This is a genomic window from Pseudoalteromonas aquimarina, assembly GCF_049257255.1.
GTDB lineage: Bacteria > Pseudomonadota > Gammaproteobacteria > Enterobacterales > Alteromonadaceae > Pseudoalteromonas.
In genome coordinates, this window is sequence record NZ_JBMMUG010000007.1 from 1 (window position 1) to 25770 (window position 25770).

Here is a 25770-nt window from a genome sequence, read left to right on the forward strand (position 1 = left end):
GGCGTTAGAAATAATTAGCTACTACGAACATCGATGGTTAGTCGAGGAATATCATAAAGTGTGGAAAAGTGATGGCACTGACATAGAAAGCTTACGTCTACAAAGCCAAGAAAACATGGAAAGGTTAGTCACTATTCATGGTTTTATCGCTACACGTATATTGCAACTAAAATTCGCACGTAATCTGCCTAACAATCCAAGTTGTGAGCAGGTATTATCGGGTAAAGCTTGGAAGCTTTTATGGCTAAAGAGAGTAAAAACGACGTTACCAGACACCGCTCCCAATATGAAATGGGCTTATGAGGAACTTGCTAAGCTTGGTGGTTGGAAAGATACGAAACGCACGGGACACGCTTCAGTTAAAGTGCTAATGCAAGGGTGGCTTAAACTGCAAGCCATCCTTGAAGGCTACGATTTAGCTAAGTCTCTTGAGTCTGACTTGTGATCAAGAGACAGCTTTAAAGCGCCTTTTTACATTTTAAAATAAGTAGTTAATACCTAGGTTTACTGTTGCGCCTTTGCCTTTTACATTGTAGCCAGCGCCAGTGTATGTTTGTGAGCGAGCAGGGTAGTAATCTTGGTTAAGTAAGTTTTCAATACCGCCATACACCTTTAACGCTTGGTTGATTTGATATGACGAGCTTAAGTTAACCACCTGATAGCTGCTGACTGGGCCGTTGGTGCCGGTGTAAACATCACCTACTTTTTCAAAGCGGTCACGGCTGCCTACGTGCATAAAGGTAACAGACATACGCCAATCATCACTTAAGCTAACATCAGCATAACCTGCAAGCTTTGGTGGGTTAATGGTGCTGCCGTTCAGGTATTCGTCGGTGTCGGTGTTTTTACCTTCTAACCAGCTGTAGTTAACGCCGAGTTTAATGTTGTCTGTTGCTTGCGCTTCCAGTGCGGCTTCAAAACCGTAAATTTCTTGAGGTGAGCGTACGCTTTCGTATTTACCGGTTGCTGGATCTTCAACTAGGCTTGTACCAATATCCGATTGGCTAATAAAGGTTGCAAATTGGTAGTTGAAAATACCGTAATAGCCGTCAAAACCAATTTCGTAGTTTTTAATAATCGACGCATCGGTATCAATCTTTTTAACGCTTGGCGCGTCGGCTGTACGCAATGTGCGGCCTAAGTCGGTTACGTCAAAGCCTTCTGAATAACTAATAAATGGCATAAATGCGTCTATGGCGTTGTAGCGAAGGCCCACATTGTAAGTTGTGGCGCTATATTCAATATTGCCACCTTCAACATCAATCACATCGCTACAGGCTTTACGACAAACCATTAATGTTTGGAAATCTTGCACTGATACATCAATTTCTTCATGGCGAAGACCTGCTTTAACCACCCAATCATCATTAATCACAAATTTTGATTGCAAGTAAACAGCTGCGTTGTCCATATCCATTTCAGGTGTCCAGTCGCGCCCGTCAACCATGGTTTGTGCTGTTACATCATTCAATAAATCAACACCATAGGTAAAACTTGCAGCGGTGTTGTCAAAATCAAAAGTGGTATTAAAGTTGGCGCGAATACCTGTTTTTTCTGATTCGATCATTGATTGACCACCGGCAAGGCCAAGGGCAGGATCGCGGAATTTAGTGCTGTAGAAGAAAACGTTCTCAAGCTTTTGCCAATAAATATCACCCGTGAATAGGGTATCGGTAAAGATATCGGCATGTTCATATTGCAGTTTTAGGTTGTGGTTTCCACGTGGGCCTTGCGGGTCGCCCGGTGCTTTTTCGCCCGTTGTGTTTTTAATGGCATAACTCTTTTCACCCAGATTAACATTGTTATCAATGCTGATGTAATCGGTTTCTTGTTGGCCTTCAAAGTAGTTATAAGTAAGTGACAGGGCACTTTGATCAGTTAAATCGTAGGCTAATTTGGTAAAGGCGTTTTTAGATTCAAAGCCCGACATACCATACAGCAAACCAAGTGCATCGCCATCGGAGTCTTTAATAATGCCGTTATCCTCATAGGCTACATTGGCAACAAAGCTAAATTTGTCGCTGCGACCATCAAGCGTAACGTCTGCTCGTTTGCCAAGGCTGTCGTCAAAATCAGTGGCTGAAAAATTAGTTGCTAAGTTGAGTTTGCCGTTAAAGCCGTCTTTGCTGTCAGCATTTTTGGTGATGTAGTTGATAATACCGCCAGCGGCGCCGTTACCATAAATAGAAGTTGCACCTTTAATAACCTCTACGCGCTCAATCACACTTGGATCTAACGAGCGAATAGCTAAACGACCATTACGCAGGGGCGTTGATTGTGGCAAGCCATCAATTAGTACTAAGGCGCTACGACCACGTAAGTTTTGGCCAGAGCTACTATTTGTGCCTGTGTTTGGCCCCATACCCGGCACTTGAATGGCTAAAATGCTTTGCAACTCGTTGGTGACTTCCATATTTCGAAGTAGTGCTTGTTGGTCGACAATCACAACCGATGCGGTCACTTCATCAATGCGTTCTTCTACGCGGCTGCCAGTGACTATGATGCGTTCCATGTCTTTTAATTGTTGCTCTGAGGTTGGGCTGTCAGCAAAAACTGCAGTAGAAACAAAGAGGGCGGTTAAACTAAGGGGCGTTTTAAACATTTTACTTCCATATCAAATTGAGATTTGATGCGGATCGTAATGATATTAATTATTAATTGCAATAGTGTTTGTTGCTGTTTATGAATGATTTATTTCAATTTACTAGGTTAAGATTTTAGTAGCAGAAATCATATGAAGTGTTTGCATTTTAGGCAGTAGATGGCATCTTATTAATTATTGATCAAAACACGTGTGTATTTTTGAATTCATTTCCAATAAAATAGCGAAAAAGTATAGGTTTTACTTTTTTATTAGTACTTAGGTATTGTTTTAGTGTGAGATCAGGATTGAAGTTTAAAAGAATAAAATCGCTTTCACCCATTTTAGCTGTGGTGTTTTTTACGCTGTGGTTTATCACAAATTATGTGTTAATGGGGTTTGAACAGCCCATGCTGGCCAAGGTTGGCTATGGCTTTTTTGCGCTTTTTTCTGCTGCTTCTTACCTTGTAAAAAATCAACTCTTCAAAAAATCCTCTGCGGTATTCTCATTATTTTGTGTCTTGTTTGTAGGCTGTAACTTTCCCCTTGATATTGAAGTGATAGAAGAAATTTACCTGTTTATTCCTTTACTATATATTTTGGCATTTCCGGGCTCATTCTACCCAATTTTAGCGTCTGTGTTGCTATTAAGTGCTTACATTCCTTCATACGATGACGCACTTTTAGCCGATATTATCGAAGACGGTGCTGAGCTTGTGATTATTACAAGCTTTGCCAGCATAATGACGTATTTCCAGCAAAAATCACGCAAGCAAATGGAAACGTTTCGCAAAGAAAGTTATACCGATTATTTAACTGGCCTTGCTAATCGTAAGTGCTTTTTAGAAACATTAGAGCGTTGTGTTGCGACGTGTAAGCGCGAAAAAAAGCAATTTGCACTGCTTATTGTTGATTTAGACGGTTTTAAACAAGTGAATGACCGCTATGGTCATGTAGTGGGTGACTCGGCGTTAAAACTAGTAGCGAAACGTTACGCTACGCTTGAAAGTGATGATTTTGGTGTATTTAGAACGGGCGGTGACGAGTTTGCCTTTATTTGTTTTCCTAAAGAAGATGTAAAGCCCTATGCAACGTCACTGGCAAAACAAATTATTGCGCAAAGTAAATCGCGTTACGTTTTTAAAGAGAAAAAATATTCACTTACCGCCAGCATTGGTATTGCCATTTTACCATTAGATGCCAATGACTCAGAAACCTTATGCTCGTTTACTGATTTGGCGATGTATAAGTCAAAATCGTTAGGTAAAAACACGTTTTATTTCTACGAGCATACCTTAAGCAGTAATGCCTTTAGACGCTTTACGCTTGAATCTGACCTTAAAAATGCCATTCAAAATCAACAATTAACTTTGCACTATCAACCAAAAGTGTGTTCTAAAAGTGGTGTGATTATGTCAGCGGAGGCACTTATTCGCTGGCAGCATCCTGTGCTTGGCTTTATAAGCCCTGCGGAGTTTATTCCTATTGCTGAGCAAACAGGGCAAATTATTAACATTGGAAATTGGGTAATTGAAGAAGCCAGTAAAATGGCGGTTAAATGGTGCCAGCATGCTGATTTTGCTAATGTTGCGGTGAATGTATCTGCGATTCAACTAGCACAAGAGGAGTTTATTGAACAAACGCTTGTTACCCTTAAAAAGACAGGGTGTAGCACAAGTTATATTGAAATTGAGCAAACTGAAAGTGCTTTAATGGATAATATGCAAGACAATATAGAAGTACTGAAGCGCCTTAAACAAGCTGGCTTTACGTTATCGCTGGATGATTTTGGTACTGCTTATTCATCGTTAAGCCAATTAAGCCAGTTACCCATCGATATACTTAAAATTGATAAGAGTTTTGTTGATAACTGCGCCACCTGTGAAAAAGCACACATGGTAGTGAAAACCATTATCCAACTGGCAACAAACTTAAATATGAGAACCATCGCTGAGGGTGTTGAAGATAAAGAACAGCTTGCCATATTAAACAGCGAAGGCTGCTTTATGTATCAAGGCTATTATTACTCTAAACCTTTGCCAGTAGAGGAATTTGAAAAGCTATTAGCGCAACAAATAAAGCATGTTAGCTAGTATTTTTTAACTTAATTGATATGGACTTGGGCTGTTACTGGCTTCGACTAAATAATCAAACGCTTTCACCGAACCCATCAACTCTTTTTTCACGTCTCGCCACTCATGGCGATGTTGACCAAATTGGTCTTGCCATTGTGCAAGTGTTGTTTGGTCTGGTGTAAATAAAGTGCACCCAGCATTTTTAAATGCCGCTTTACAGTTATCTTCAATGCTTGCTAATTGACTTATTTGGTTTAAAAAGGTTTGATGCCCGGCTTCTCTTACAATTAAGCGAAGTGCTAAAGGTAATTGCGATAGCCATTTTTGGTTTACGACATTCACCCACGCATCGGGCACAGTGTTGAAATGGCTAATAGTTGATATGGTTTCGCGTAAGTTATCAGGCCCAGCATAAAGCCCTATTACCCCAGGATCTATTACCTGAATATGCCCAGAACGTGCCATACTGGCGACTTTGCCCCAATTAACCTCAATCACATGGGCATCGGTCATACTGTAAAATTGTTTAAGTACCTTGCTTGCAGGTACACGCAGTACTAATCCCCTTAAATCATTGGGCGTTTTAATTACTTTATTGGTGTGTTTTGTGGTGCTTAGTGTGCGCCCACCCGTAATGTAGTGAAATAAAATCTCTACAACGCTTTGCGCCTTAATTTTATTTACAACTTGCTGTTGCCAATAGGTGGAACTAATTAAATTTAAAAAAGCCTGATTGCTGTTTGCCCAAAAAGGTATGTTGAGCACATCTAACACTGGTAGGGCGCGAGATAAGTTAGATACTGAAATAAGTGCGGCATCAACGCGCCCTCTAGTGACTGCGGCCATTAAATCGGTGCCGCTGCCAATTTGCCCACCATCTTTTATATCAACATAAATTTTGCCCGCTGACATGGTTTCGATGTTGTGTTTAAACACCTGATGCATGTGGGGAATATACTCGGATTCTTCGGTTTTATAGGGAGATGCAAAGGTTAGGATATAATCAGCATTTTGCTTTGCAGTTATATCCTGCGCTTTTTGTTGCTCAGTACTTAGGGCATAAGATAAAAACGATGAAGGAACTAACGTACTTGCTAAAAGTGCGGTTGTAGAGTGGATAAAAGTACGACGAGATAGCGGCATACTCTAAGTTTAGCCAACATCATTGGGCTTTCAATAAGTCGTGCTGAAAAGCTAGGTAGGGGTGGACTCTTCGGTGATAGTAAAAGATGAAATACAATCTTCATCTTGCTCAAGCTTTTTAGCCCATTTGGTGACGCTTTCCAGCGACAAGTTATCACCGGCCACATAGCGCGCAACGCTGTCGCCTTCTTGTACAGCAAACTCAATTAAATAACGTTTATTCTCAATCATAAATTAACTCACATAGTCATTTCTAATGTTTGGTTTACTGCTTTTCCATGACCAATTAATGACACAAATTGCAGAAATAATAAACAACTAAATTTACCTCTTGTTTACATTTGTTATCGAAACTGCAAAACCCTTATAAACCAAGGTCTACAGCGCCTTAATACAGTATTTTAATAGAGTAAAAATTCTAAATGTAAGGAAAATGTAAAGAAATTACTTTAGAGTAGCGCGGCAATAATTTCAAATATTGCACAGGAAGCAGTTTACAAAGGATGGTATTGATTTGAATTTTCTATAAAAAACAAATGGATAACCATGAATCTCTCACGCTTAAAATTAGTAACATCAATCTTTATTGCATGTTACGCAACACAAACACTGGCTGCAGCGCCAGAAAACTATTATTCAACTGCAGATAGCTCTACAGCTGATAATCTAAAACAAAGCTTACATCACATCATTAAAGGGCATACAAAAATTCCTTATACTTCCACCAGTACTGATACGTGGGATGTATTGGAAGTTGCCGATCAAGACCCAGATAACGCGGGCAATGTGATTGATGTTTACAAAAATGCCAGTTACACAAAAGCGGGCGGCGGTAATAACTTTTATAACCGCGAGCACAGTTGGCCAAAGTCATACGGTTTTCCAACCGATGGCAGTAACAACTATCCGTACACAGATTTACACCACTTATTTATTGCAGATAGCAGTTATAACTCAAGCCGCAGTAACAAACCTTATGCAGCGTGTAGTGATGCAGCGTGTATTGTAAAGGCGACCGAATTAAACAATAACCGTGGTGGCGGCTCAGATGATATTAATTTAACGCTGGGTTCGGGTGCTACTGGTAGCTGGCAAACATGGCCTGCGCGTCGTGGTGATGTTGCTCGTGCGCTAATGTATTTAGCCGTTCGCTACGAAGGTGGCAGTCACTCTGTCACAGGTGTATTAGAACCAGACCTTATTTTGACTGATGACCGTAACTTAATTGAAGGGTCAAAAACGGGTGGTAATGAAGCAATCGCCTATATGGGTTTAAAATCAACCTTACTTGAATGGCATAAAGCCGATCCGGTAGATGATTTTGAAATGCGCCGTAATGATGCGATTTTCCAATACCAAGGCAACCGTAACCCATTTATTGATCACCCAGAGTTTGTTGCTTGTGTATTTGAAAGCGATTGTACAGGCGGTGGCACCGATGGCGGCACGCCTACAACGCCAAGCAATAGTTCGCCTTGGATCAATGAACTTCATTATGACAACGACGGCACCGACGTAAATGAAGGTGTTGAAATTGCAGGTGCAGAAGGCATTGATCTTAGCGGCTACTCACTAGTTGCATACAATGGCAATGGCGGTACAGCCTACAAAACCGTGAACCTTTCTGGCGTACTTGCTAATCAACAAGCAGGTTTTGGCACTAAGTTCTTTGCCATTTCTGGATTACAAAATGGCGCGGCTGATGGCATTGCACTTGTAAATGCGAAAAATGAAGTAGTGCAATTTTTAAGTTATGAAGGTACGCTAACGGCAACCGATGGCCCAGCTAACGGATTAACATCAACTGATATTGGTGTTGCTGAAGGCACAACCACTGCTGTGGGTATGTCGCTGCAACTTAAAGGCACAGGTAAAGCATACAGCGACTTCAGCTGGGCTTTGGTTCAAGCTACATCAAACCAAGTGAACGCAGACCAAACATTCGAAGGTGGTAGCACAACACCAACCGAACCAGAGCAATCTGTATTTACTAATACGGCATCAACGGCCATTCCTGATAATGCATCGGTAACATCAACAATAAATGTAGCGCGCTCAGGCACTGCTAATTCAGTGACAATAGACGTTGATATTAGCCATACCTATCGCGGTGATATTAGCTTAGTGTTAGTTGCGCCTGATGGCAGCCAACATACACTTAAAAGCAAAAATGGCTCAGACTCAGCAAATGATGTGAAAGCACAGTACACGGTTAATTCATCATCAGTTGCACAAGGGCAATGGCAACTGCGTGTAGCCGATAACTATCGCAAAGATACAGGCACACTTAACCAGTGGTCGATTACCTTTAATTAGCCTGATTTCAAGTTAATTAACCTTAAGAAGCGCCAACCTAGTTTGGCGCTTTTGTTATCTCAACTTCAAACTTAATTCAAGTTAGCGTTATTTTAACGTCACGTTTTTATAGTTAATTTCTGTTCCCAGATTAAAAAACGCCGTTTGTGCTCAATCGAATACGTCATTAAATCGACTTTTTTTGTTAATTAATCAGTAACGTGAATTTCATAATTACACGACACCATAGTGAGCGATTTTAATTTACCGTCACTTATGGAAAACAACATGGAACATAAAAAAATAAAAATGAGCGCACTTGCGCTATCGGTTTTACTTGCGCTGAGTGCCTGTTCAGACGGCGATGATGGTGCACAAGGTCCAACGGGTGCAACAGGTCAAGCAGGCGCTGATGGTCAAAATGGCGTAGATGGTACAAATGGTGTTGATGGTTCAGCGGGTAAGCTTACGCGTCTAGCAACTGTGCCAACGGGCGCAGAAGTGACGGGTATCTTTTTATCAGAAGAAGGTGATTTATTCTTTAATGCACAGCACCCAGCAGACAGTAACACCATTGCAAATTCAGCTGGTAAAACTTTCCACACAGGTACGGTTGGTGTACTTGCAGGCGTTAACTTTAATAATTTACCTGCAACATTAGTTGATTCACCAGTGCCGGTAAGCGATGCTGAGCGTCAAACAGTAATGAGTGCTTACGGCCAGTACCAAGTGCTTGGTCAAACTGGTGATACTTACGACGGTAAATTACCAAAAGGACTTGGCCATATTTATTCAATGGTAGGTGATGAGCTTATTCTTGAAAACGATATGCCAGATTTTAACGGTTTTATTCAAACCGGTGCGGGTAAAGGTTATTTATTCACTAACTGGGAAATGTACCCAGGTGGTATGAGCCGCATGGCAATTGAAAAAGACACTCACGGCAGTTGGAAAGTAACTGATGCCATGATGCTTGATTTTGATGGTGTACACGGCACTGCTGCTAACTGTTTTGGCTCAGTAACTCCTTGGAATACACCACTGACATCAGAAGAGTGGATTGTTGACTCAACAGTATCATCTACAACCAATCCTAATTGGAACAATCCTGCATTAGTTACAACCGATATGATTGGTTACATGTGGCAACTGACTGCACCAGATGCGCCAAACCCGTACCGCTATGGTTATATTGCTGAAGTACAAAACCCAACTACAAACGAGCCAACAGTGGTTAAGCATTATGCGCTTGGCCGTTATGAGCATGAAAATGCAACGGTAATGCCGGATGGTAAAACAGTTTACCTATCACAAGATGACACAGGTGGCGTGCTATTTAAATTTGTTGCCGATACGCCAGAAGATTTAAGTTCAGGTACGCTTTATGGCGCAAAACTTACACAAGACGTTGGTCAAAACGACCCTGCAACCACGGGCTTTGATGTATCGTGGGTTGAATTAGGTCATGGTGACAATGCCATGATTGAAGCATGGATTGCAGACTTTGATGGCATTGGCACAGACCAATTTGTTGAAGGTGAAACAAGCTATATGACAATGGCTGACGTTGAAGCATGGGCAAATGGCGATGCAACTTACCCAACCGTAGCTAATGGCGGCGGCAAGGTAACAGCAGGTGAGCCAATGGATAACCGCGCTGTGTTTTTAGAGTCACGTCAGGCTGCGCGCTTAAAAGGTGCAACGGCAGAGTGGCGTAAGCTTGAAGGTATTTCAATTAATACTAAACGCGCACAAGAAGCCATTGAAGGTGTAAACACCATTGATGGTGAAGATGTACGCGAAGCTTATGTTTATCTTGCGATTGCAGATTTAGACAACACACTAATTGATAACGAAGGTGATATTCAGCTTTCGAGCCGTGTTAAAGATTGTGGTGGTGTTTACCGCGCAAAACTTGAAGCGGGTTATAACATTAGCCGCATTGAACCACTTGTTATGGGCTCAACTTACCGTAGCAGCCTATCAGGTGCCGCACGCTGTGATGTTGACCAACTTTCACAACCTGACAACGTAATCGTTATGGACGACGGCCGTATCATCATTGGTGAAGACGGTTTCCAAGAAAACAATACGCTTTGGCTATATGAGCCAGTGAAAAAATAAGCAATTGTTTTACGAGAAGTGTGAACTACCAATTCACTTTTAACAGCATTGGTATAAACACTTCTCATTTAGTTGGAAGAATGAGTATGAAATACCTTAGCCTTGTACTTGCTACGTTTATAACGTTTGCGAGTTTTTCTGTTTTTGCAAAGCAGCCAAGCGCGCTTGATTATATTAAACACGATGAAATTTATAATCCTGAAGCGGTGATCCCACCACAGTGCTACACTAAAACCGAAGGCAAAAATAACCCATGCTATGCCTGTCACCAAACTTATAAGCACAGCGAAAAACGTCCTAACATTATGAATGATGGTGACTTACAGGGCGATTATCAGTTTTCGAATGAAGGCATGAATAACAGTTGGAAAAACTTATTTCTTGACCGCTCAGCGCTGATTAAAGGCATAAGTGATGAAGCGATTATGGCCTATGTGAATCAAGATAATTACTCTGAGTTTGCCAAAGCACATCAAGCTGCAACGCAAGCAAGCGCCATGGTGATTGAAAATTTAGCCACACCAGCAAACGCATTTAACGAATTAGGTGTGGCAAAAGATAACAGTCACTGGGTTGCATTTAACTACAAGCCATTTCCAAGTACCTTTTGGCCAACCAATGGCTCTACAGGTGATGCGATGATCCGCTTACCTAAAGCATTTCGTGAAATAAACGGCGAGTTTAATTTAGACGTGTATTTTGCCAACTTAAGTTTGGTTGAAATGACCATCAAAGATTTAACCATGATTTCAACACCAGAAATAAATGAGCGCATTATTAAGCACGATCTTAATAATGACGGCACCTTGTCAACGGTGACTGAAATCACAAAACAAGCTTTTTATGTTGGGGATGCAAATAAAACACCTCTGCATGCCATGCTTTACCCAAAAGGCACTGAATTTTTACACACGGTGCGTTATTTAGGGGTTGATGAAAAAGGCGAAATTTATAATGCCCCGCGCATGAAAGAAGTGCGTTATATGAAAAAGCACGGCTTTAAATCAGCCAATAGACTGCGCGGTGCGTATACGCTTGAAGCAAAAGAAAAAGAATTTGAACAATTACCTAAGACCATTTCAGTCGGTGAGCGCGGTATTGATAACGGCTTTAGCTGGACTATTAATGGTTACATTGAAGACCAGCAAGGCCAACTTCGCCCGCAGCACTACCAAGAGCTGATGTTTTGTAACGGTTGTCATAAAACCGTTGGCACGACTATTGACCAAACCTTTTCATTTCCGCGCAAAGTCGAGGGTAAACTTGGCTGGCGCTACATTGACTTAAAAGCGCAAAAAGATGTGCCCACATTAGGCGAATCTGATGGGGAGTTTTTAACCTATTTGCAACGCGTTGGCGGCGGTGATGAGTTTAGACAAAACCAAGAAATGCTGCTGCGCTGGTTTGACAGTGACGGTAACATAAAGCGTGATAAAGTCAGTAAGCTCGATAGCATTTATGAACTGATTATGCCATCAAAAGAGCGCGCGCTAAAACTCAATAAAGCCTACAAAACTATTGTGCAAGAGCAGAGCTTTTTATTTGGCCGAGATGCCAATATCAGCAAAGCGACCAATGTACTTGAGCAAGTAGATGGTGAGCAAAGCCCATTACCACCAGAGCATCACCATAAATGGGATATTCGCCTTTCGTGGCTAACAGGTGAAGACAATGCAGTTCGCCGCTGAGTATCTGCTTGCCTGTTTAATGATGGGGGCGGCGATAGGTATGGATGTCGCCCTAGTTACCGCACTTTATAGCAACAAATTAACCTGTGCTAAAACCCGATTCAAATGGGTAAGTGGGGTTGTGGGCTCGCACACCTTACTGCCAATGTGTGGCTACCTTTTAAGTTTTTATGGCATTAAATGGCTGCCTTGGCTAACGCCATTATTGGGTATTGTGGCACTTGGCTTTATTGCGGTGTATTTATATGACGAGCTGTTTTCTAGCGATGATAGTAACCCATTACTTGCGACTATTTCATGGTCACTGATTATTGCTGTAAGTTGGGATGCGCTTTGGTCGGGGCCTGCAAAGTCAGCACAAGTAGTTGAGTGGCAGAGCATTTTTGTATGGACATCTTTTATTGTGGTTGGTGCTGTGGTGTATTTATTCACTTTAGCAGGGCTTAAGGTAGGTGATCGGTTAGCATCAAATGAGCAGCATACGCCGTTTGTTTGGCTTTGGTTACAATATTCAGCCATAGGCTATTTTGGTTTATTAGCGCTAATGCGTTATACCTTTTCGCTAAATACACCCGATTGGCAAATATTTTTACTCAGTGTACTGATTGTGCGCGGTTTACTCGTAAAAGAGCGGCCAATATTTTCAAACAGTATCACGAATTAAAAAAGGGCAATGCCCTTTTTTAGTTTTTGCTTAACTAACTTGCCTTTACCAAATCATCGGTTAAGTGCATTTGACGAAATTGATTAGGTGTTTGCCCGGTTTCTGCCTTAAATGCACGCGTAAAGGGGCCAATGGAGGCAAAGCCGCTTTCTAGGCTTATTACCAGTACTGACCAGTTTTGGTGTTTAGGATTTGCCAATAAGTGCTTTGCATGCTCGATGCGTAAACTATTAATGTACTGATTAAAGTTTTTGTCGGTAATGTGTGCTTTTAACGCACGGCTTACTCTATATTCTGGCACATCAAGGCTGCGTGCAATATCCGCTACTTTTAAATTGGCTTGTAAGTAAAGCGAACCTTCGTTAATAAGCGATGTAATCTCACGTGCAAGGGCAGTGTCTGTATCACTCACGCTTTGCGGTAGTTCGTTTTTATTGTCAATGGCATCTTGCGGAGCCGATTGTTTTTTAGGGTGCGAGCGCCATGCAAGTAATAGCTGTGTATTTATAACCACCATTAAAATAATTGCAGCTAACACCCATTCTTTTGCATCTGCGTTATCCGCAAGGGTAAAACTGGTTAGTTTACTAATGCCAACAGCAAGGCCAAAGGTTGATAAAAACAAAATACGCTGTGCTTTGTCTTGTTTAGTGGCGGTTTTAAAGCCTCTACAACCTTCCCAAAACGATAACACCAACACACAAGACGATAATAATACGGTGATTTCCGACAATACATGACGAAACACCGAGTCACTGCTGCTTGCAATAATATGGCTAGAACTTGCAAACAAATATCCCTGATTGATAAAAATAAGCAAAGAAATAGCCAATGCGAGCGCTAAATGATGACGTTCTATCACGTTTTGTTGGCGAAATAAGCTGCGCGACAATAACCAATAACAATTACAGGTTGCGACTGTGCCTAATCCAATTAAATACTTGTAAGCACCAATGGCATCGCCTGTTACTTTTTGCGTCAGCGTCATGGCAATTGAGCCACAGAAAATAGCAAACAGAATATGCGGCAACTTTTTCTGCTTAACAAACAGCTGCGCAATTAAACAACCAAGGCAAACACACAGCGCTAAAATGTAAAAATTAGAAAGGGCCATAACAGGGAATGCAACTTATAAAACAACAGTACCTAGTGTAACTAGCGTACATTTAAGGATCAAATTTCCTTTTGTAAGTAACTTTGTCATTTTTTGTGTGCCGAATTTCAAATTCGGCGCGAAATTTAAATTTTGATATGTCAATTTTCTATGTGAATCAGTCATTTAATAGAAAGGGGCAGAAATGCAAAGTTTATTAGCGGATGGTGTTAAAAACGGTTTATCACCTCATACAATTTTAGATAAAAGTGTTAAAACCTGGTTTTGGGCTGCACTTGTTGGCCAGTGGTTATTTGCCAGTTACATTCTTATTTTATATGTGTTGCCAACCTTAGTGGGCAACAGTGAAGTAACTCACAATTTGTTACCTGGGCAAGGGGTGCAAGACAAACGCGTATTTGATGGCATGGTGTTTTTTTCCCATGTAGTACCTGCGATTATTCTGGCATTTTGTGGCATGTCACAATTGGTGCCATCTATTAGAAATAAATACCCGCTTTTGCACCGGATTAATGGTCGCATCTTTTTTATCTTGGGTATTAGCGGCGCTGTCACCGGATTATACCTTACTTGGGTGGCAGGCATGCGCTTTAGTAACATAGGTTCAATGGGTATTACACTAAATGGTATTTTAATTCCTACTTTTATCTATTTTGCATGGCGCACCGCATGTAAAAAGCAATTTAATTTGCACCAGCGATTTGCCGTACACAGCTTTTTATTGGTTAATGGCGTATGGACGTTTCGATTGTATTTAATGGGCTGGTTTGTAGTAAATCAGGGGCCGCTTGGTAATTCGCGTAATCTTGATGGCCCTGCGGATATCGCTTTGTCTTTCGCTTGTTATTTATTACCCATGTTAATTGCTGAACTGGTGTTTTGGGCTAAACGTACAAATAACCTGTCGGTGAAGTGGGGTGTTGCAATAATGACCGTGTTTGGTGCAACCATCACATTAATTGGGGTAGGTGCTGCAACTATGATGATGTGGCTGCCACGTATTCAAAAAGTATTTGCTGCACTTTTTTAAAACACTTGGGGTTTACAATAAAAAACGCAACCTAGAGGCATAGGTTGCGTGTATTAAAAGTCAGGGGTGGGGACTCGTTATTGTTATTATTGTATTCGTTAGTAACAGCGCGATTAAGCTGCTTTGCTTTGTAAAATATTAATTGTAGCGCATTGCAAACGAATTTCACCGCGGCGTCTGGCAATAATATCTACATCTAAATTGTACTTTTTCGCAGCCGAATGCAGTTGTTTTCTAAAACGATAAAACTGCGTATTGATATGGGTTTCTTCCATACGTGTTTGGCGCATTAACAGGCTTTTATCAAGCCAACCCGCTTCAGCTTCAGGTACATTGTTTTGTTTATCTTCAAGGTATTTACGAGCAAGCAGTAACACAAGGTAATGATGGGTTCTGTCTTCAAGGTCAATGGCTTGACCATCAACATTGAGTAAAACACCGACATGTTCTTCGTTTTGACTTACCGTAAATTTAACATCAATGGTATGTTCTGCTGTTTGCTCACATTCTTGCGTGGCATCAATATCACTTGGGGCAATTAAAATGTACTGATTACCTTGATAACGCACTAAGTCGCCATTTTGAAGCGCTTTGATATTGCCTTCTTGCTCAAGTAACCACTGACCAGAGAGCGTTTGGCTTATCATCTGTTCTTGGTCGTCGCAATTAAGCATGTTTACGTGGTGATTTAGGGCAAAGTCACTCACACTTTCATGGGTGCTTTTTAAAAATGGGCATGGCTGCGCTAAACTTGAAACTTGCCATTTAACGCTTTCGCTATCACCAAACTGTACAACATCATTTAGTTTTAATTCGTGTTTGATGTTTTTTGCAACGCGTTTACCATTAACAAAAGTACCGTTTGCACTGATATCTTGTAAGTACCAATTGCCTTGCTGCCACTCAATTAAACAATGGCTGCGCGATACCGCATTTTCCTTAATTAAGGTGTGTGCGGTTTCAGGGTGACGGCCCACAATATGATGGTCGCGTAGCTGAATTGTTTGCTCTGTAACCAAATTCGTAAATGTACCCATGTTTCCCTCATATCAACGCTTGTATTGAAATCTTTTGCCGTTATTATGTGATGTAATTCTGCTTAATTACAATGAACAATAACAAAAGCTTCTTACTATGAGTAAATTATGCCATCACTGTGGCAATTTGTTAGATCCATTGAGCGCAATATGCACCCACTGTAACGACTCTAACACTGATGCCGATTTAGAAATAACACAAGTTATTACACTAGGCTGTGATGAAGTAAAAGAAGCAGCTATTGTTACTCAGCGTAACCTCAGTGATTTTGATGTATTGAGCACCGTATCAGGTGGCTTTGCCACCATTTTAAAAGCCAAAGATCCGCTACTAGAGCGAACTGTTGCCCTTAAACTTGTACCAAACAATGACCAGCAAAGCGACTTAGTGCAAGAAGCCAAACTTGCCAGTAAATTAAGCCACCCCAATATTGTTACCATCCATGAAATTATTCAAAGTGATGAACAACTTGCCATCGTGATGGAGTGGGTTGACGGCGATAACCTAAAAGCGAAAATCGCCACAGAGATACCATTAAAAGAAAAAGCCAGTATTGCATTGCAGCTCTGTAATGCCATTGAATACGCCCATAAAAACGCTATTTTACACTGTGATATCAAGCCTGATAACATTATGTTTGATATACATAACCAGCTTAAAGTACTCGATTTTGGTTTATCTCATGTACTCGGTGGTGAATCACAGGCAGCAACAATCGGCTCGCCTGCTTATTTAGCCCCTGAACTGTATTTAGGGCAAAACGCCAGCAAGCAAAGCGATTTGTTTGCCCTTGGCGCCGTGTTATTTGAGTTATTCTCAGGTGAAAAAGCCTTTGATGGAAAATCACTTGACGTTATAAAAGCGCAAATCACAACAGGTGAAGCCAAAAATCTAGCTGATAAACACACACAATTACCCGAAGCGATAATCACCCTTATTCAAAACTTGCTGGTGGTTGAGCCTTCAAAAAGACCGCCACTTTCAGATTTAATCGATGCATTTACTGATTTAAATGACGCCTTAGTGCAAAAACCCAACTGGTGGCAGCGACGCGCACCATGGCAAAAAGTCAGTCTATCAGGGGTGCTTCTAGGTGTGATGGCAGTACTTTTACAGCCTATTTTATTCCCGCCTAGCAATCAGCAGATACTCGAAAAGCGCATTAGCGAGAATAAACGTATTGCGGTATTGCCACTACAAAACATAAATGACGACCCACAAGTACAGCTGTTTAGCCAGGGCTTGGCGGTAACGTTAAGTACTGAACTTGGCAAAGTGGGTAGAGAAAAAACCAATAGCTGGGTTATTCCAAGCGCCGAAGTAGCCAAACTGAAAAATTTAACCGTTAGCGATGTTTATACTCTTTATGGTGCCGATTTAGTATTAACGGGTAGTATTCAGCATTTAGGTTCACAGCGCTTGATCAATTTAGAGCTGATAGACGGCGCATCAGGTGTTGCACTAAAGCAGCAGCAATTTAAGGTAAATGTAAAAGATTTATTTGCCTCAAACCAAGCGGTGTTTGACAAAGCCATTACCATGCTAAATTGGCCAAAAAGTAAGATGGCAAATAAAGGCACCGAGTTTGATGGCGCCTATAAACATTATATTGCTGCAATTGGTTATACCTTTCGCTCTGATCAAAAAAATTATATAGATAATGCCATCGAACAGTTTAACCAAGCCATTGACTTAGATGAACTTTATGTTGATGCCTATGTGAACCTAGCTTATGCGTATTTGAATAAATTTCACAAAACAAAAGATGAACAATGGTTATTACAGTATGAAAACACTGTAAGCCAACTTGCAGAAATTGAACCGCTTCACCCCGAGGTAAGTTATCTAGAGCATAAACTTGCGCTTAGGCGTGGTAATGCAGTAAAAGCAAGTAATTTACTTAAAGCATTAGTGATAGACAATCCAAATGATGAGTACCTTCATTTTGAATTGGCTAGAGCCTATCAACAACTAAAAGAAAATGCATTAGCTGAGCAAAGTTATAAGGCAGCACTTAAAATCGTGCCTAATCATTGGAAAGGACTTAATCAGTTAGGGCGCTTATACTACCGAACTGCGCAATACGATAAGGCGATTGCAACCTATCAGCGATTAGTTTCCTTAACGCCAAAAAATAGCAGCGCCTATATTGGTCTTTCGGCAAGTTTCTATGGTAAAGGCGATTTGCAATCGGCATTAAGCTATGCAAAAGAGGGCAATACTTTAAACCCAACCGCAACAGGTTATTCTAATATTGGCGGATTTCACTTTATATTGGGTCAATATTCAGAGGCAATTGCGGCCTATAAAATGTCAATTGCATTAGATAAAAAAAATTACTTCAGTTGGGGCAATTTGGCGGATTCGTATTGGTTAACTAAACACCCAGATACAAACTCTACCTACAAACAAGCGGCTGATTTAGCGGAAAAAGTATTTTCAATTAATAAACAAAACAGCCGTGCTAAACTTGCTTGGGCTTATTATAAAGCACGCATCGGTGAAAGCGCGGATGCGTTACAAATACTAGATTCATTATCTCACCGAGACAATGCAACCGAGTTTTATCTTGCCGCGCAGGCTTATGATGCGCTGAATGATACTAAAAGCGCCCTTAAAAAATTAAAGTTGGCGATAGCAAAAGGTTACCCAAAAGAGGAGGCAATAACATCTCCTCTTTGGAAAAACTGGAATGAACCAGAACTCAGGTCAATTATTGCGGATTAACATCGTCCACTACAATAATCGGATCCCAACCAATCGTAAACTCTTCTGATTTGCCGTCAATTACTTCAAATTGTGTAACAATGGTCATTGTTACATCTACCGGAATTTGTGCATGTGGCAGTGCTTGATAACGAGTAGCATTGGCAGCAACGCCTAAACGTAATGCTTTAAGCGCTGGATCATGAAACCATTCAAAATAAACTGGTTGACCGTCATTTTCAGTAGGGTTAACAACAAAATCTACCGTTGTGCCTGCTTTAATGGTAATTGTTGGAGGTTCAAATGAACCCTCGGGCTGAGTTGGAATATCAATTAAATTATCTGGATCAGACTGATCAGCAACGGCATAGCTAATAAAGCTATCACCAACTAATGCAAAGTTATCTTTGCAATAAACTACTTTATCTTTAATAGCTGTAAAAATCTCATTTAACTTAACGGTGATAATTACCGTAGGATTATCATACATTATGTGAATTCCTATTTTTATTTTTGGGGAGAGTATTAGTTACGTTTTTAAAACGTTTTTTATTATCGGCAACTATCTGACTTTATTTACTTTATTTGTATTTAAAAATCAGATCAGAAGGCACCACAACCTTATGTCGTTTAAACATCTCTGCGAGTGTTTCATCTTGTTTTGGCATGTCTTGATACTGCGTTTGCTTTTTTGCAAACGTCACATGAATAACATTGTTAAAAGCAGTATATTGAGTGTTCATAATCTTCCCTAAAGTACGTGATAACTTAAACGTACTGCAATATCGTCAATGTTGTCAGCGCTTACTTTCTTAATGATGCCTTGGTACGGTGCGCTGGCGTTTTTAAGCCACTCAGAGTACAGCCCTGTTAAAAACGCATCACCGTATTCTTGGTGTTCGGGTTTTAAAATAGCGCAAAGCGGCGAAATGTAATGCTCTATGACTAAGCCATTGTCTTTTTCAAAAATATTGCAATGGCCCCAGCGACGCTCAAACCAAAACTGATTTATTAGCTCATTTAGCTCAACTAAGGTTAAATTCGGGTGCACTTCAAGTGAGCGACTAGCATGTTTGCCCATTTTAGTTAAAAACGAAATGCGCTCACTGGCAGGATAAGACGATTCAAGGGTTTCAAACAGCGAGCTGACAAAAAACTGCCATTGACCAGAAATATTTTGTTTTACCAATGATTTTAAATGCATAGCGTATTGCAAAGTGAACAACCTAATAACAATCTAACCTTGAAGCTAATAGTAGGGCAGTCAATTAAAAGGGTGTATCACGCCTTATTACACTAAGACTAAAGTAAAAGGTTTTACTGTTAAGCCAAAAAAAAGCCACGTATTTAACGTGGCTTTAAGTAGGCACATTGGGGGAATGTGTTAATTGGTTGGAAACGGCTTTGTGGTAAATTCCAATACATCAAAACACGCGCCGAGCGTGTGGTAGTCGCACTTTGCTCCCGCTTCGCTTTTTTTAGCACTGTACTTTTGATTGTTTTCTTTTAATACGCGATACCATGCACCATGATCATGGTCGACAAAATACTGCCAGCAATACTGCCAAAGGGCGTTGTAATGGGTTAAGTAAGCATTGTTTTGTGTTGCATCAAAAAGTAATGCAGCAGCTGCAAAGCTTTCGGCTTGCACCCAAAAGTATTTATCGCTATCGCAGGTGGCGTAATGCGTATCAAAGCCATACACTAAGCCGCCATGGGTGTTATCCCATGCGTTAGCAAAGGCAACATCAAATAAATGCTGCGCCTTTTCAACAAACTGTGGTTTTTCTTCAAAATAGTTAATCTGCAGTAATAATTTGGCCCATTCAGTTTGGTGACCTGGTTGAAACCCCCACGGGCGATAGAGGTTTTTAGCGTCGTCTTTGTTGTAATCGAAATCAGGCAAAAGTTCAGGGGTAAAGTGCTCGTACACTAAGCCATTGCTATGGGCTGACAATTCAAAACAAAAACGCTCAGCAAGGTGCTCTGCACGTTTTAAATAGCGGCGTTCATTGGTTGCACTGTAGGCACTAATAAGCGCTTCGCAAATATGCATATTGGCATTTTGGCCACGGTATTCGCATAGTTCACCATTGGCGTAAATTGTATCGGCGTAAATGCCTTCATTGGCTTGCCAAAAACGCGATTCGAGCAGTTCAAAGATTTCATTTATCTTTCTATCAGATGAAATCACACCTGCTTTGTAACAATGGGCGTAGCAAAGTAACACAAAGGCATAACCATAGGCTTGCTGGGTCATATCGAGTGGTTGGTTATCTTCAAGCGTCCACGCGTATTGCTTGGTTTTTGCAATCCAATGATGATTTTCAATGTAATCAAGGCCATGCTTAGCAAAGTTTAAATACTCGTTGTTTTTAAAATGCTTAGCGGCGCGGCAAAAGTTGATTACCATGCGTGTACTGCTTACTAATTGACGAAACCCTTTATTAAACAAGGTGCCATCGTCTAAATAGTTTTGGTAATAGCCGCCAAGGTCGCTATCGACAGCGCGCTCGGTATAAAAGTTAACAATCGACTGGCTGTGATGTGTTAAAAAATCAGCGTTATAAAAGTTCACGTGCGTTCTCTAAAAAAATGCGCCGGTGAGGGCGCTAAATTGCTGGTTAAAAAGGGTGTCTACCTCGTTTAACGAGGGCAGTGCTGGGAATGCGCCTTGACGACTTACGGCAAGCGCACCGGCACAACTGGCAAATGCAATGGCGCTTTTTAGCGCGTTTTCATCGTTAATAAGAGCGTCTAGGGTGATGCGCTCACTTAATAAATACAAAATTGCACCGATAAAACCGTCTCCACCTGCGGTGGTATCAACCACCTTTGTTTTAGCTGGGCTAATACTGCCTCGGTAATGTTTGGTTATGTATTCAATGTCATCACCACCATTTGTGATAAGTAGCAGCTCACAATTGCCGTTAAAGCAGCGGTTTATAAAATCTTCAGGCGCATTTTGGCAAAGCAGTTCGAACTCTTCGCGGGCAAATTTAACGACATCTGCTTTTTCAACAAATTCATTAATAAGCGCGATATTAAGGGCTGAATTTGGCCATAAATTAGTGCGTAAATTGACATCAAAACAGATGGTTAAGTTGTTTGCGCTTGCGTGTTCTAGTACTGTTTTTGTGGTGTCTACAGCGCCTTTTTCGGTGAGCGTATTACTGCAAAAATGAACTAGCGAAGCGTCTGTAAACCACTGTGATTTGATTTCATCTGGGCGCAGTTTTAAATCAGCGCTGTCTTTTCGCATAAAGGTAAAGCTGCGTTCACCGTGATCATCTAAATGCACAAACGCAAGTGGTGTAGGTGCGCTTTCATGAATAAGCGTACAGTAGGTATTTACACCATAATGACGAAGGCTGTTTATTAAAAAATGGCCAAATTGATCATCACCTACTTGCCCAACAAAATGCGCCTTACCACCGAGATTGGCAAGGGCAACTGCTGCGTTTGCCGGTGCACCGCCTGGAAACTGGCGGTAATCCGATAAACTAATGCCATCTTGTGATTGTTGATTAATTTGTAGAAAATCAATCAAGGCTTCACCGTAACAGATCACCTTGCTCATGCTGGTAACTCCTTTTGAGCGCGAACGCGGTGCTGGCTAATGGCGAAAAACACAATATACAGATACGCAAATACGGGCACTAAAAAGCTAAGCTGCACTGAAAATGCATCGGCAACAACCGCTTGGATTAACGGGAACACCGCACCACCTACAATAGCTTGGCACAGTAACCCCGAACCTTTTGCAGTAAGTTGCCCTAAACCGCGAATAGCTAAACTAAAGATGGTTGGGAACATAATTGAGTTAAAAAAGCCAACAGCCAGTACGCTCCACATCGCGATTTTGCCGCTGCTAAATACCGTAACAATTAACAGCACAACCGCCATAATGGCATTGAAAGCGAGTACATAACTTGGCGAGAATTGACGCATTAACGCTGAGCCAATAAAGCGGCCAATCATCGCGCCACCCCAATAGTAGGCCACCATGTGACCTGCCTGTGCGGTGGTTAAGCCACCGATTTCAGGTGATTGAAAATAGTTTACTAAAAAGCCGCCAATCGACACTTCAGCACCTACATACAAAAAGATGCCAAGTGCGCCTAAAACAAGGTGCTTATGCTGCCAAATAGACTCTTTAGCTTGAGCAGAAGTTTGCTCTTCAAAATCAAGTTTTGGTAATTCAATAAACTTAAAGGAGCAGGCTATAGTTATCGCTGCAAGGGCGATTAAAAAATACGGCAGTTGTACTTGTTCGGCCCCTGCATTTTGTGATGTTGCCGACAAAATAAAGTAAGTACCAAACAATGGCCCTGCAGTATGACCAAGGGAGTTAATTGCTTGTGCCAGATTTAATCGACTTGCAGCATGTTTTTCCTCACCCAAACAGTTCACATAAGGGTTTGCCGATACTTGCAGCACAGTAATACCGCCTGCAAGTACAAACAATGCCGCTAAAAATAGCGCATATTCTTTAATGCTGGCTGCCGGAATAAACAGCAGACAGCCAAGGGCAAGGGTTGATAAGCCAATAAATACACCATTGCGATAGCCAAACTTTGCAACCACGCGCCCAGCAAGCGGTGACACTAAAAAGTAAGCACCAAAGAAGCAAAACTGCACTAACATCGCTTGAGTATAACTAAGCGAAAACTCAGCTTTTAAAAACGGGATTAAAATATCGTTAAGTGCGGTAATAAAACCCCAGATAAAAAACAAGCTGGTCATGGCGTAAAACGCCATGGTTTGATTAATTTGCTTGGCCATTAGGGTTTATCTCCAACAAGCTTAGTTGCCACTGTTGATGATGTGGAAAACGACGGCGGACGATGGACTTTAGCTTGGCCAAATGCTTTATTTGGCGTAGTGCTAAGGGTAAATTCAAGGTGCTGTGGTGCGTTTACATGGTTTTCGTTAATCCAGCTTTGCATTGATGGTTGGCCGTTTACTTTTAGCGTATCAATGTAAATGTGCTCTGCGCTTGCGTTTGGTGCGCTAATGCTAATATTGCCAATTTTTGCTTTTTCAAACGCTGGGCTTGAAAGCACCATATCGGCGCGACCGGGATAAAACGGATACATGCCAAGTGCTGAGAACACATACCATGACGACATTTGCCCTAAATCGTCTTGCCCTGGAATACCAGATACTGTGTTATGCCAAAGTTGTTTCATGGTTTCGCGCACAGTTTGCTGCGTTTTATAGGCTTTACCGGTATATAAATACATCCATGGAGTAGCAATTGATGGCTGGTTTGAAACATCAGCATATTCGGCTGAATCGCGATACAGCACCCAGCTACCATCAGGCTTTCGGAAGTGATTATCTAAGCGTGATGCCATTACCTCATCGCCGCCCAGTAATTCGTTTAGGCCTTGGCCGTCAAAAGGCAGCATCCATAAATACTGCGCTGGGCTGCCTTCAACAAACAGGTGGCCGCTAAATGGGTCGAATTTGTCTTTCCAGCTGCCGTCTTGATTGCGCCCTTGAATATAACCAAGTTGTTCTGTGGCTTTCGGGTTATAAAGGTTTTTCCAGTAGCTTGAGCGTTCAAGTAGCGTTTGACTGTGTTTAGTTTTGCCAAGGCGCGCTGCCAGCTGCGAAAGTGCAAAATCAGCAGATACTTGCTCTAGTGTTTCGCTGGCACCTTCCCACGAATTAGATTGATCTGATAAGTAATTAAGGTTTAGCCATTCATCGAGCGATGGTTTTTGGCCACGGCAAAATACCGGGCAGCCGACATTTGATAAATCATATTCGGTTGGCACTGTAGCTGCTTTGTAAAGCGATTGATAAGCACCTGCGACATCAAATTTATCGGCGCCAAAGGCTTTAAAGTTGGCAATTGCAATGGTTGATGGGTCACCGCTCATTACTCCTGTTGGGCCATTGTTGTGCGTCCATCTATCCCAAATGCCGTTAAACTGATTGGCTTGATTAAACAGCGATTGGGCAATATCACTTGCCACATTTGGGTGGGTTAAGCTAATTAACTGCAACTGCGAGCGATAGACATCCCAGCCAGAAAAATTGGCATATTGCGCCGTTTGGTTAGCGCTAACAGTATGCACTTGTTGGTCAAAACCGCGGTACTCACCGTTTACATCACTAAAGATATTAGGGTGGAATTGGCTGTGAAAAAGCGCCGTATAAAAGGTGGTTAACAAATCGCTATCGTTTGATTTTACTTTTACGCGGCCAAGGGCATCATTCCATGCGGCATAGGCGCTGTCTTTTACTTGTGCAAAGCTTTGGCTTGCTTGCTCTTTTGCTAGGTTTTCACGGGCATTTTCAAGACTTACGTAAGATATGCCTACACGCATGGTGACAGGCTGGTTAGCGTTTACGTCTAAATCAACCCAAAGGCCAGAGCCTTTCCCCCATTCTGGCACGCCCGTATCGCCATAACCCATACCGCCTTTACTTGAAGTTGCATTTGGCGAAACTGTGTCGTCGACATACGCGCCACTGCCGGTAATTGGCGCATCAATTTTGGCAACAAAATGCAGTGTGTAGTAATCGCGGCGATTGTATTCGCCAAGGTAACCACAGAAGTTACCACTTGTGACATAACCCGACACTTCGCCTTTGGCGGCATCTACTTTGGTAAACGCATCGCCACTACCTAGTTGCGAGTAAGCCGTTCTAAATATCAGTTTTGCCTGCTCTTTTGACGCAAAAGTAAATTCAGCAATACCGGTGCGGTCGGTGGCCGCTAAACGCACATCTATTCCTGAATCTAGCCCAACTTGGTAATAACCAGGAATAGCCGTTTCATCGTCGTGGCTAAAATTAGCGCCATAGTAGGCATTAATTTTATCGCTGGCAGGGGAGTGTTTAATCGCTTGATTAAAAGGCAGCACTGGCACATCACCTGATGCACCTAAACAGCCTGTGCCCGATAAACGGGTAAATGAAAAACCTTTTAAGCGTTTTGCTTGCCAGTTATAGCCACCGGGCGAAACGGGAATGCGCACATTGTCTTCGTTGATACGTTTACTAATGCCTTCACTTTCAGCCATCAGTTTTTTGGTATACGCGTGCTCAGGGCCAAAGTTAAACATACCAAACGGCTTAACCGCGCCAGGTACCACATTTGCGGCTTGGCGATGGTTAAATGGGCCTTTGGTACCAATAAACGGGTTCACAAATTGCGCTGGGTTTTGCACATAATCGGTTTGTGTTGTGGCGCTGTTTTCACTTTTGCTGGGATCAGCGTGATGCGTGCCACAGGCGCTTAGCGCCAGCAGCGGGGTTAATAGCATCAATGAACAAGAGAGAATCTGTTTCATAG

At 41.7% G+C, this 25770-nt stretch carries 20 protein-coding genes; 8 read left to right on the forward strand and 12 right to left on the reverse strand.

Annotated features, from left to right (window positions below; all coding sequences use genetic code 11):
- Positions 1-445 (forward strand): IS4 family transposase (locus AAEU29_RS16780; protein ID WP_421974379.1); only part of this gene is annotated, 445 nt, incomplete at its 5' end.
- Positions 446-478: 33 nt separating this feature from the next.
- Here the strand turns inward: AAEU29_RS16780 and AAEU29_RS16785 are convergent.
- The gene (locus AAEU29_RS16785) at positions 479-2602 is read right to left on the reverse strand and encodes a TonB-dependent receptor (protein WP_421974380.1); all 2124 of its coding nucleotides are present in this window, start codon (positions 2600-2602) and stop codon (positions 479-481) included.
- A gap of 287 nt (positions 2603-2889) precedes the next feature.
- Here AAEU29_RS16785 and AAEU29_RS16790 point away from each other — a divergent pair, with 287 nt between their 5' ends.
- The gene (locus tag AAEU29_RS16790; protein WP_421974381.1) at positions 2890-4674 is read left to right on the forward strand and encodes a putative bifunctional diguanylate cyclase/phosphodiesterase; all 1785 of its coding nucleotides are present in this window, start codon (positions 2890-2892) and stop codon (positions 4672-4674) included.
- Positions 4675-4680: 6 nt separating this feature from the next.
- Here AAEU29_RS16790 and AAEU29_RS16795 read toward each other — a convergent pair whose 3' ends face one another.
- Positions 4681-5799, reverse strand: coding sequence for a TRAP transporter substrate-binding protein (locus AAEU29_RS16795; protein ID WP_421974382.1), 1119 nt, complete (start codon positions 5797-5799; stop codon positions 4681-4683).
- 51 nt (positions 5800-5850) lie between these two features.
- Positions 5851-6030 carry a hypothetical protein gene (locus AAEU29_RS16800; RefSeq protein ID WP_421974383.1) on the reverse strand — a complete coding sequence of 60 codons (180 nt, stop codon included), beginning with the start codon at positions 6028-6030 and terminating at the stop codon, positions 5851-5853.
- Between the two features lie 315 nt (positions 6031-6345).
- Between AAEU29_RS16800 and AAEU29_RS16805 the strand changes: the two genes are divergently transcribed.
- The 4 genes from AAEU29_RS16805 to AAEU29_RS16820 all read left to right on the forward strand — a co-directional run bounded on the left by AAEU29_RS16805 (position 6346) and on the right by AAEU29_RS16820 (position 12570).
- Complete coding sequence (locus AAEU29_RS16805; RefSeq protein ID WP_421974384.1) at positions 6346-8115, forward strand: endonuclease; 1770 nt, start codon at positions 6346-6348, stop codon at positions 8113-8115.
- Between the two features lie 267 nt (positions 8116-8382).
- Positions 8383-10218 carry an alkaline phosphatase PhoX gene (locus AAEU29_RS16810; RefSeq protein WP_421974385.1) on the forward strand — a complete coding sequence of 612 codons (1836 nt, stop codon included), beginning with the start codon at positions 8383-8385 and terminating at the stop codon, positions 10216-10218.
- An 86-nt stretch (positions 10219-10304) separates the two neighbouring features.
- Positions 10305-11906 (forward strand): Aq_1262 family (lipo)protein, encoded by a 1602-nt coding sequence (locus AAEU29_RS16815; RefSeq protein WP_421974386.1) that lies wholly within the window; start codon positions 10305-10307, stop codon positions 11904-11906.
- On the forward strand, positions 11890-12570 hold the full coding sequence (locus AAEU29_RS16820) for a hypothetical protein (protein ID WP_421974387.1): 681 nt from the start codon (positions 11890-11892) through the stop codon (positions 12568-12570). Before AAEU29_RS16815 ends, AAEU29_RS16820 begins: the two co-directional genes overlap by 17 nt.
- Before the next feature lie 34 nt (positions 12571-12604).
- Here the strand turns inward: AAEU29_RS16820 and AAEU29_RS16825 are convergent, their stop codons facing one another.
- Positions 12605-13684, reverse strand: coding sequence for a helix-turn-helix domain-containing protein (locus tag AAEU29_RS16825; RefSeq protein ID WP_421974388.1), 1080 nt, complete (start codon positions 13682-13684; stop codon positions 12605-12607).
- 184 nt (positions 13685-13868) lie between these two features.
- Here AAEU29_RS16825 and AAEU29_RS16830 point away from each other — a divergent pair, with 184 nt between their 5' ends.
- Complete coding sequence (locus AAEU29_RS16830) at positions 13869-14714, forward strand: DUF2306 domain-containing protein (protein ID WP_421974389.1); 846 nt, start codon at positions 13869-13871, stop codon at positions 14712-14714.
- 113 nt (positions 14715-14827) lie between these two features.
- Here AAEU29_RS16830 and AAEU29_RS16835 read toward each other — a convergent pair whose 3' ends face one another.
- Positions 14828-15751 carry an FHA domain-containing protein gene (locus tag AAEU29_RS16835; protein WP_421974390.1) on the reverse strand — a complete coding sequence of 308 codons (924 nt, stop codon included), beginning with the start codon at positions 15749-15751 and terminating at the stop codon, positions 14828-14830.
- Between the two features lie 97 nt (positions 15752-15848).
- On the opposite strand from AAEU29_RS16835, the gene AAEU29_RS16840 reads away from it, so the two are divergent.
- The gene (locus AAEU29_RS16840) at positions 15849-18479 is read left to right on the forward strand and encodes a protein kinase domain-containing protein (protein WP_421974391.1); all 2631 of its coding nucleotides are present in this window, start codon (positions 15849-15851) and stop codon (positions 18477-18479) included.
- Here the strand turns inward: AAEU29_RS16840 and AAEU29_RS16845 are convergent.
- From AAEU29_RS16845 to AAEU29_RS16875, 7 genes are all read right to left on the reverse strand, one after another.
- Positions 18466-18948, reverse strand: coding sequence for a hypothetical protein (locus tag AAEU29_RS16845; protein ID WP_421974392.1), 483 nt, complete (start codon positions 18946-18948; stop codon positions 18466-18468). The genes AAEU29_RS16840 and AAEU29_RS16845 overlap by 14 nt on opposite strands.
- Positions 18949-19039: 91 nt before the next feature.
- Entirely contained in the window at positions 19040-19201 is a 162-nt protein-coding gene (locus AAEU29_RS16850; protein ID WP_421974393.1) for a hypothetical protein, read from the reverse strand.
- Between the two features lie 8 nt (positions 19202-19209).
- Positions 19210-19662: a cellulose biosynthesis protein BcsD gene (gene bcsD / locus AAEU29_RS16855; protein ID WP_421974394.1), complete on the reverse strand. Its 453-nt coding sequence runs from the start codon at positions 19660-19662 to the stop codon at positions 19210-19212.
- Between the two features lie 180 nt (positions 19663-19842).
- Positions 19843-21036, reverse strand: a complete 1194-nt coding sequence (locus AAEU29_RS16860) for an AGE family epimerase/isomerase (RefSeq protein WP_421974395.1) — start codon at positions 21034-21036, stop codon at positions 19843-19845.
- 9 nt (positions 21037-21045) lie between these two features.
- Positions 21046-22038: a carbohydrate kinase family protein gene (locus AAEU29_RS16865; protein WP_421974396.1), complete on the reverse strand. Its 993-nt coding sequence runs from the start codon at positions 22036-22038 to the stop codon at positions 21046-21048.
- A complete protein-coding gene (locus AAEU29_RS16870; RefSeq protein WP_421974397.1) occupies positions 22035-23243 on the reverse strand; it encodes a sugar MFS transporter in 1209 nt (402 codons plus the stop codon). The genes AAEU29_RS16865 and AAEU29_RS16870 overlap by 4 nt, the downstream gene beginning before the upstream one ends.
- The gene (locus tag AAEU29_RS16875) at positions 23243-25768 is read right to left on the reverse strand and encodes a GH92 family glycosyl hydrolase (RefSeq protein WP_421974398.1); all 2526 of its coding nucleotides are present in this window, start codon (positions 25766-25768) and stop codon (positions 23243-23245) included. Before AAEU29_RS16875 ends, AAEU29_RS16870 begins: the two co-directional genes overlap by 1 nt.
- Positions 25769-25770: the final 2 nt, after the last annotated feature.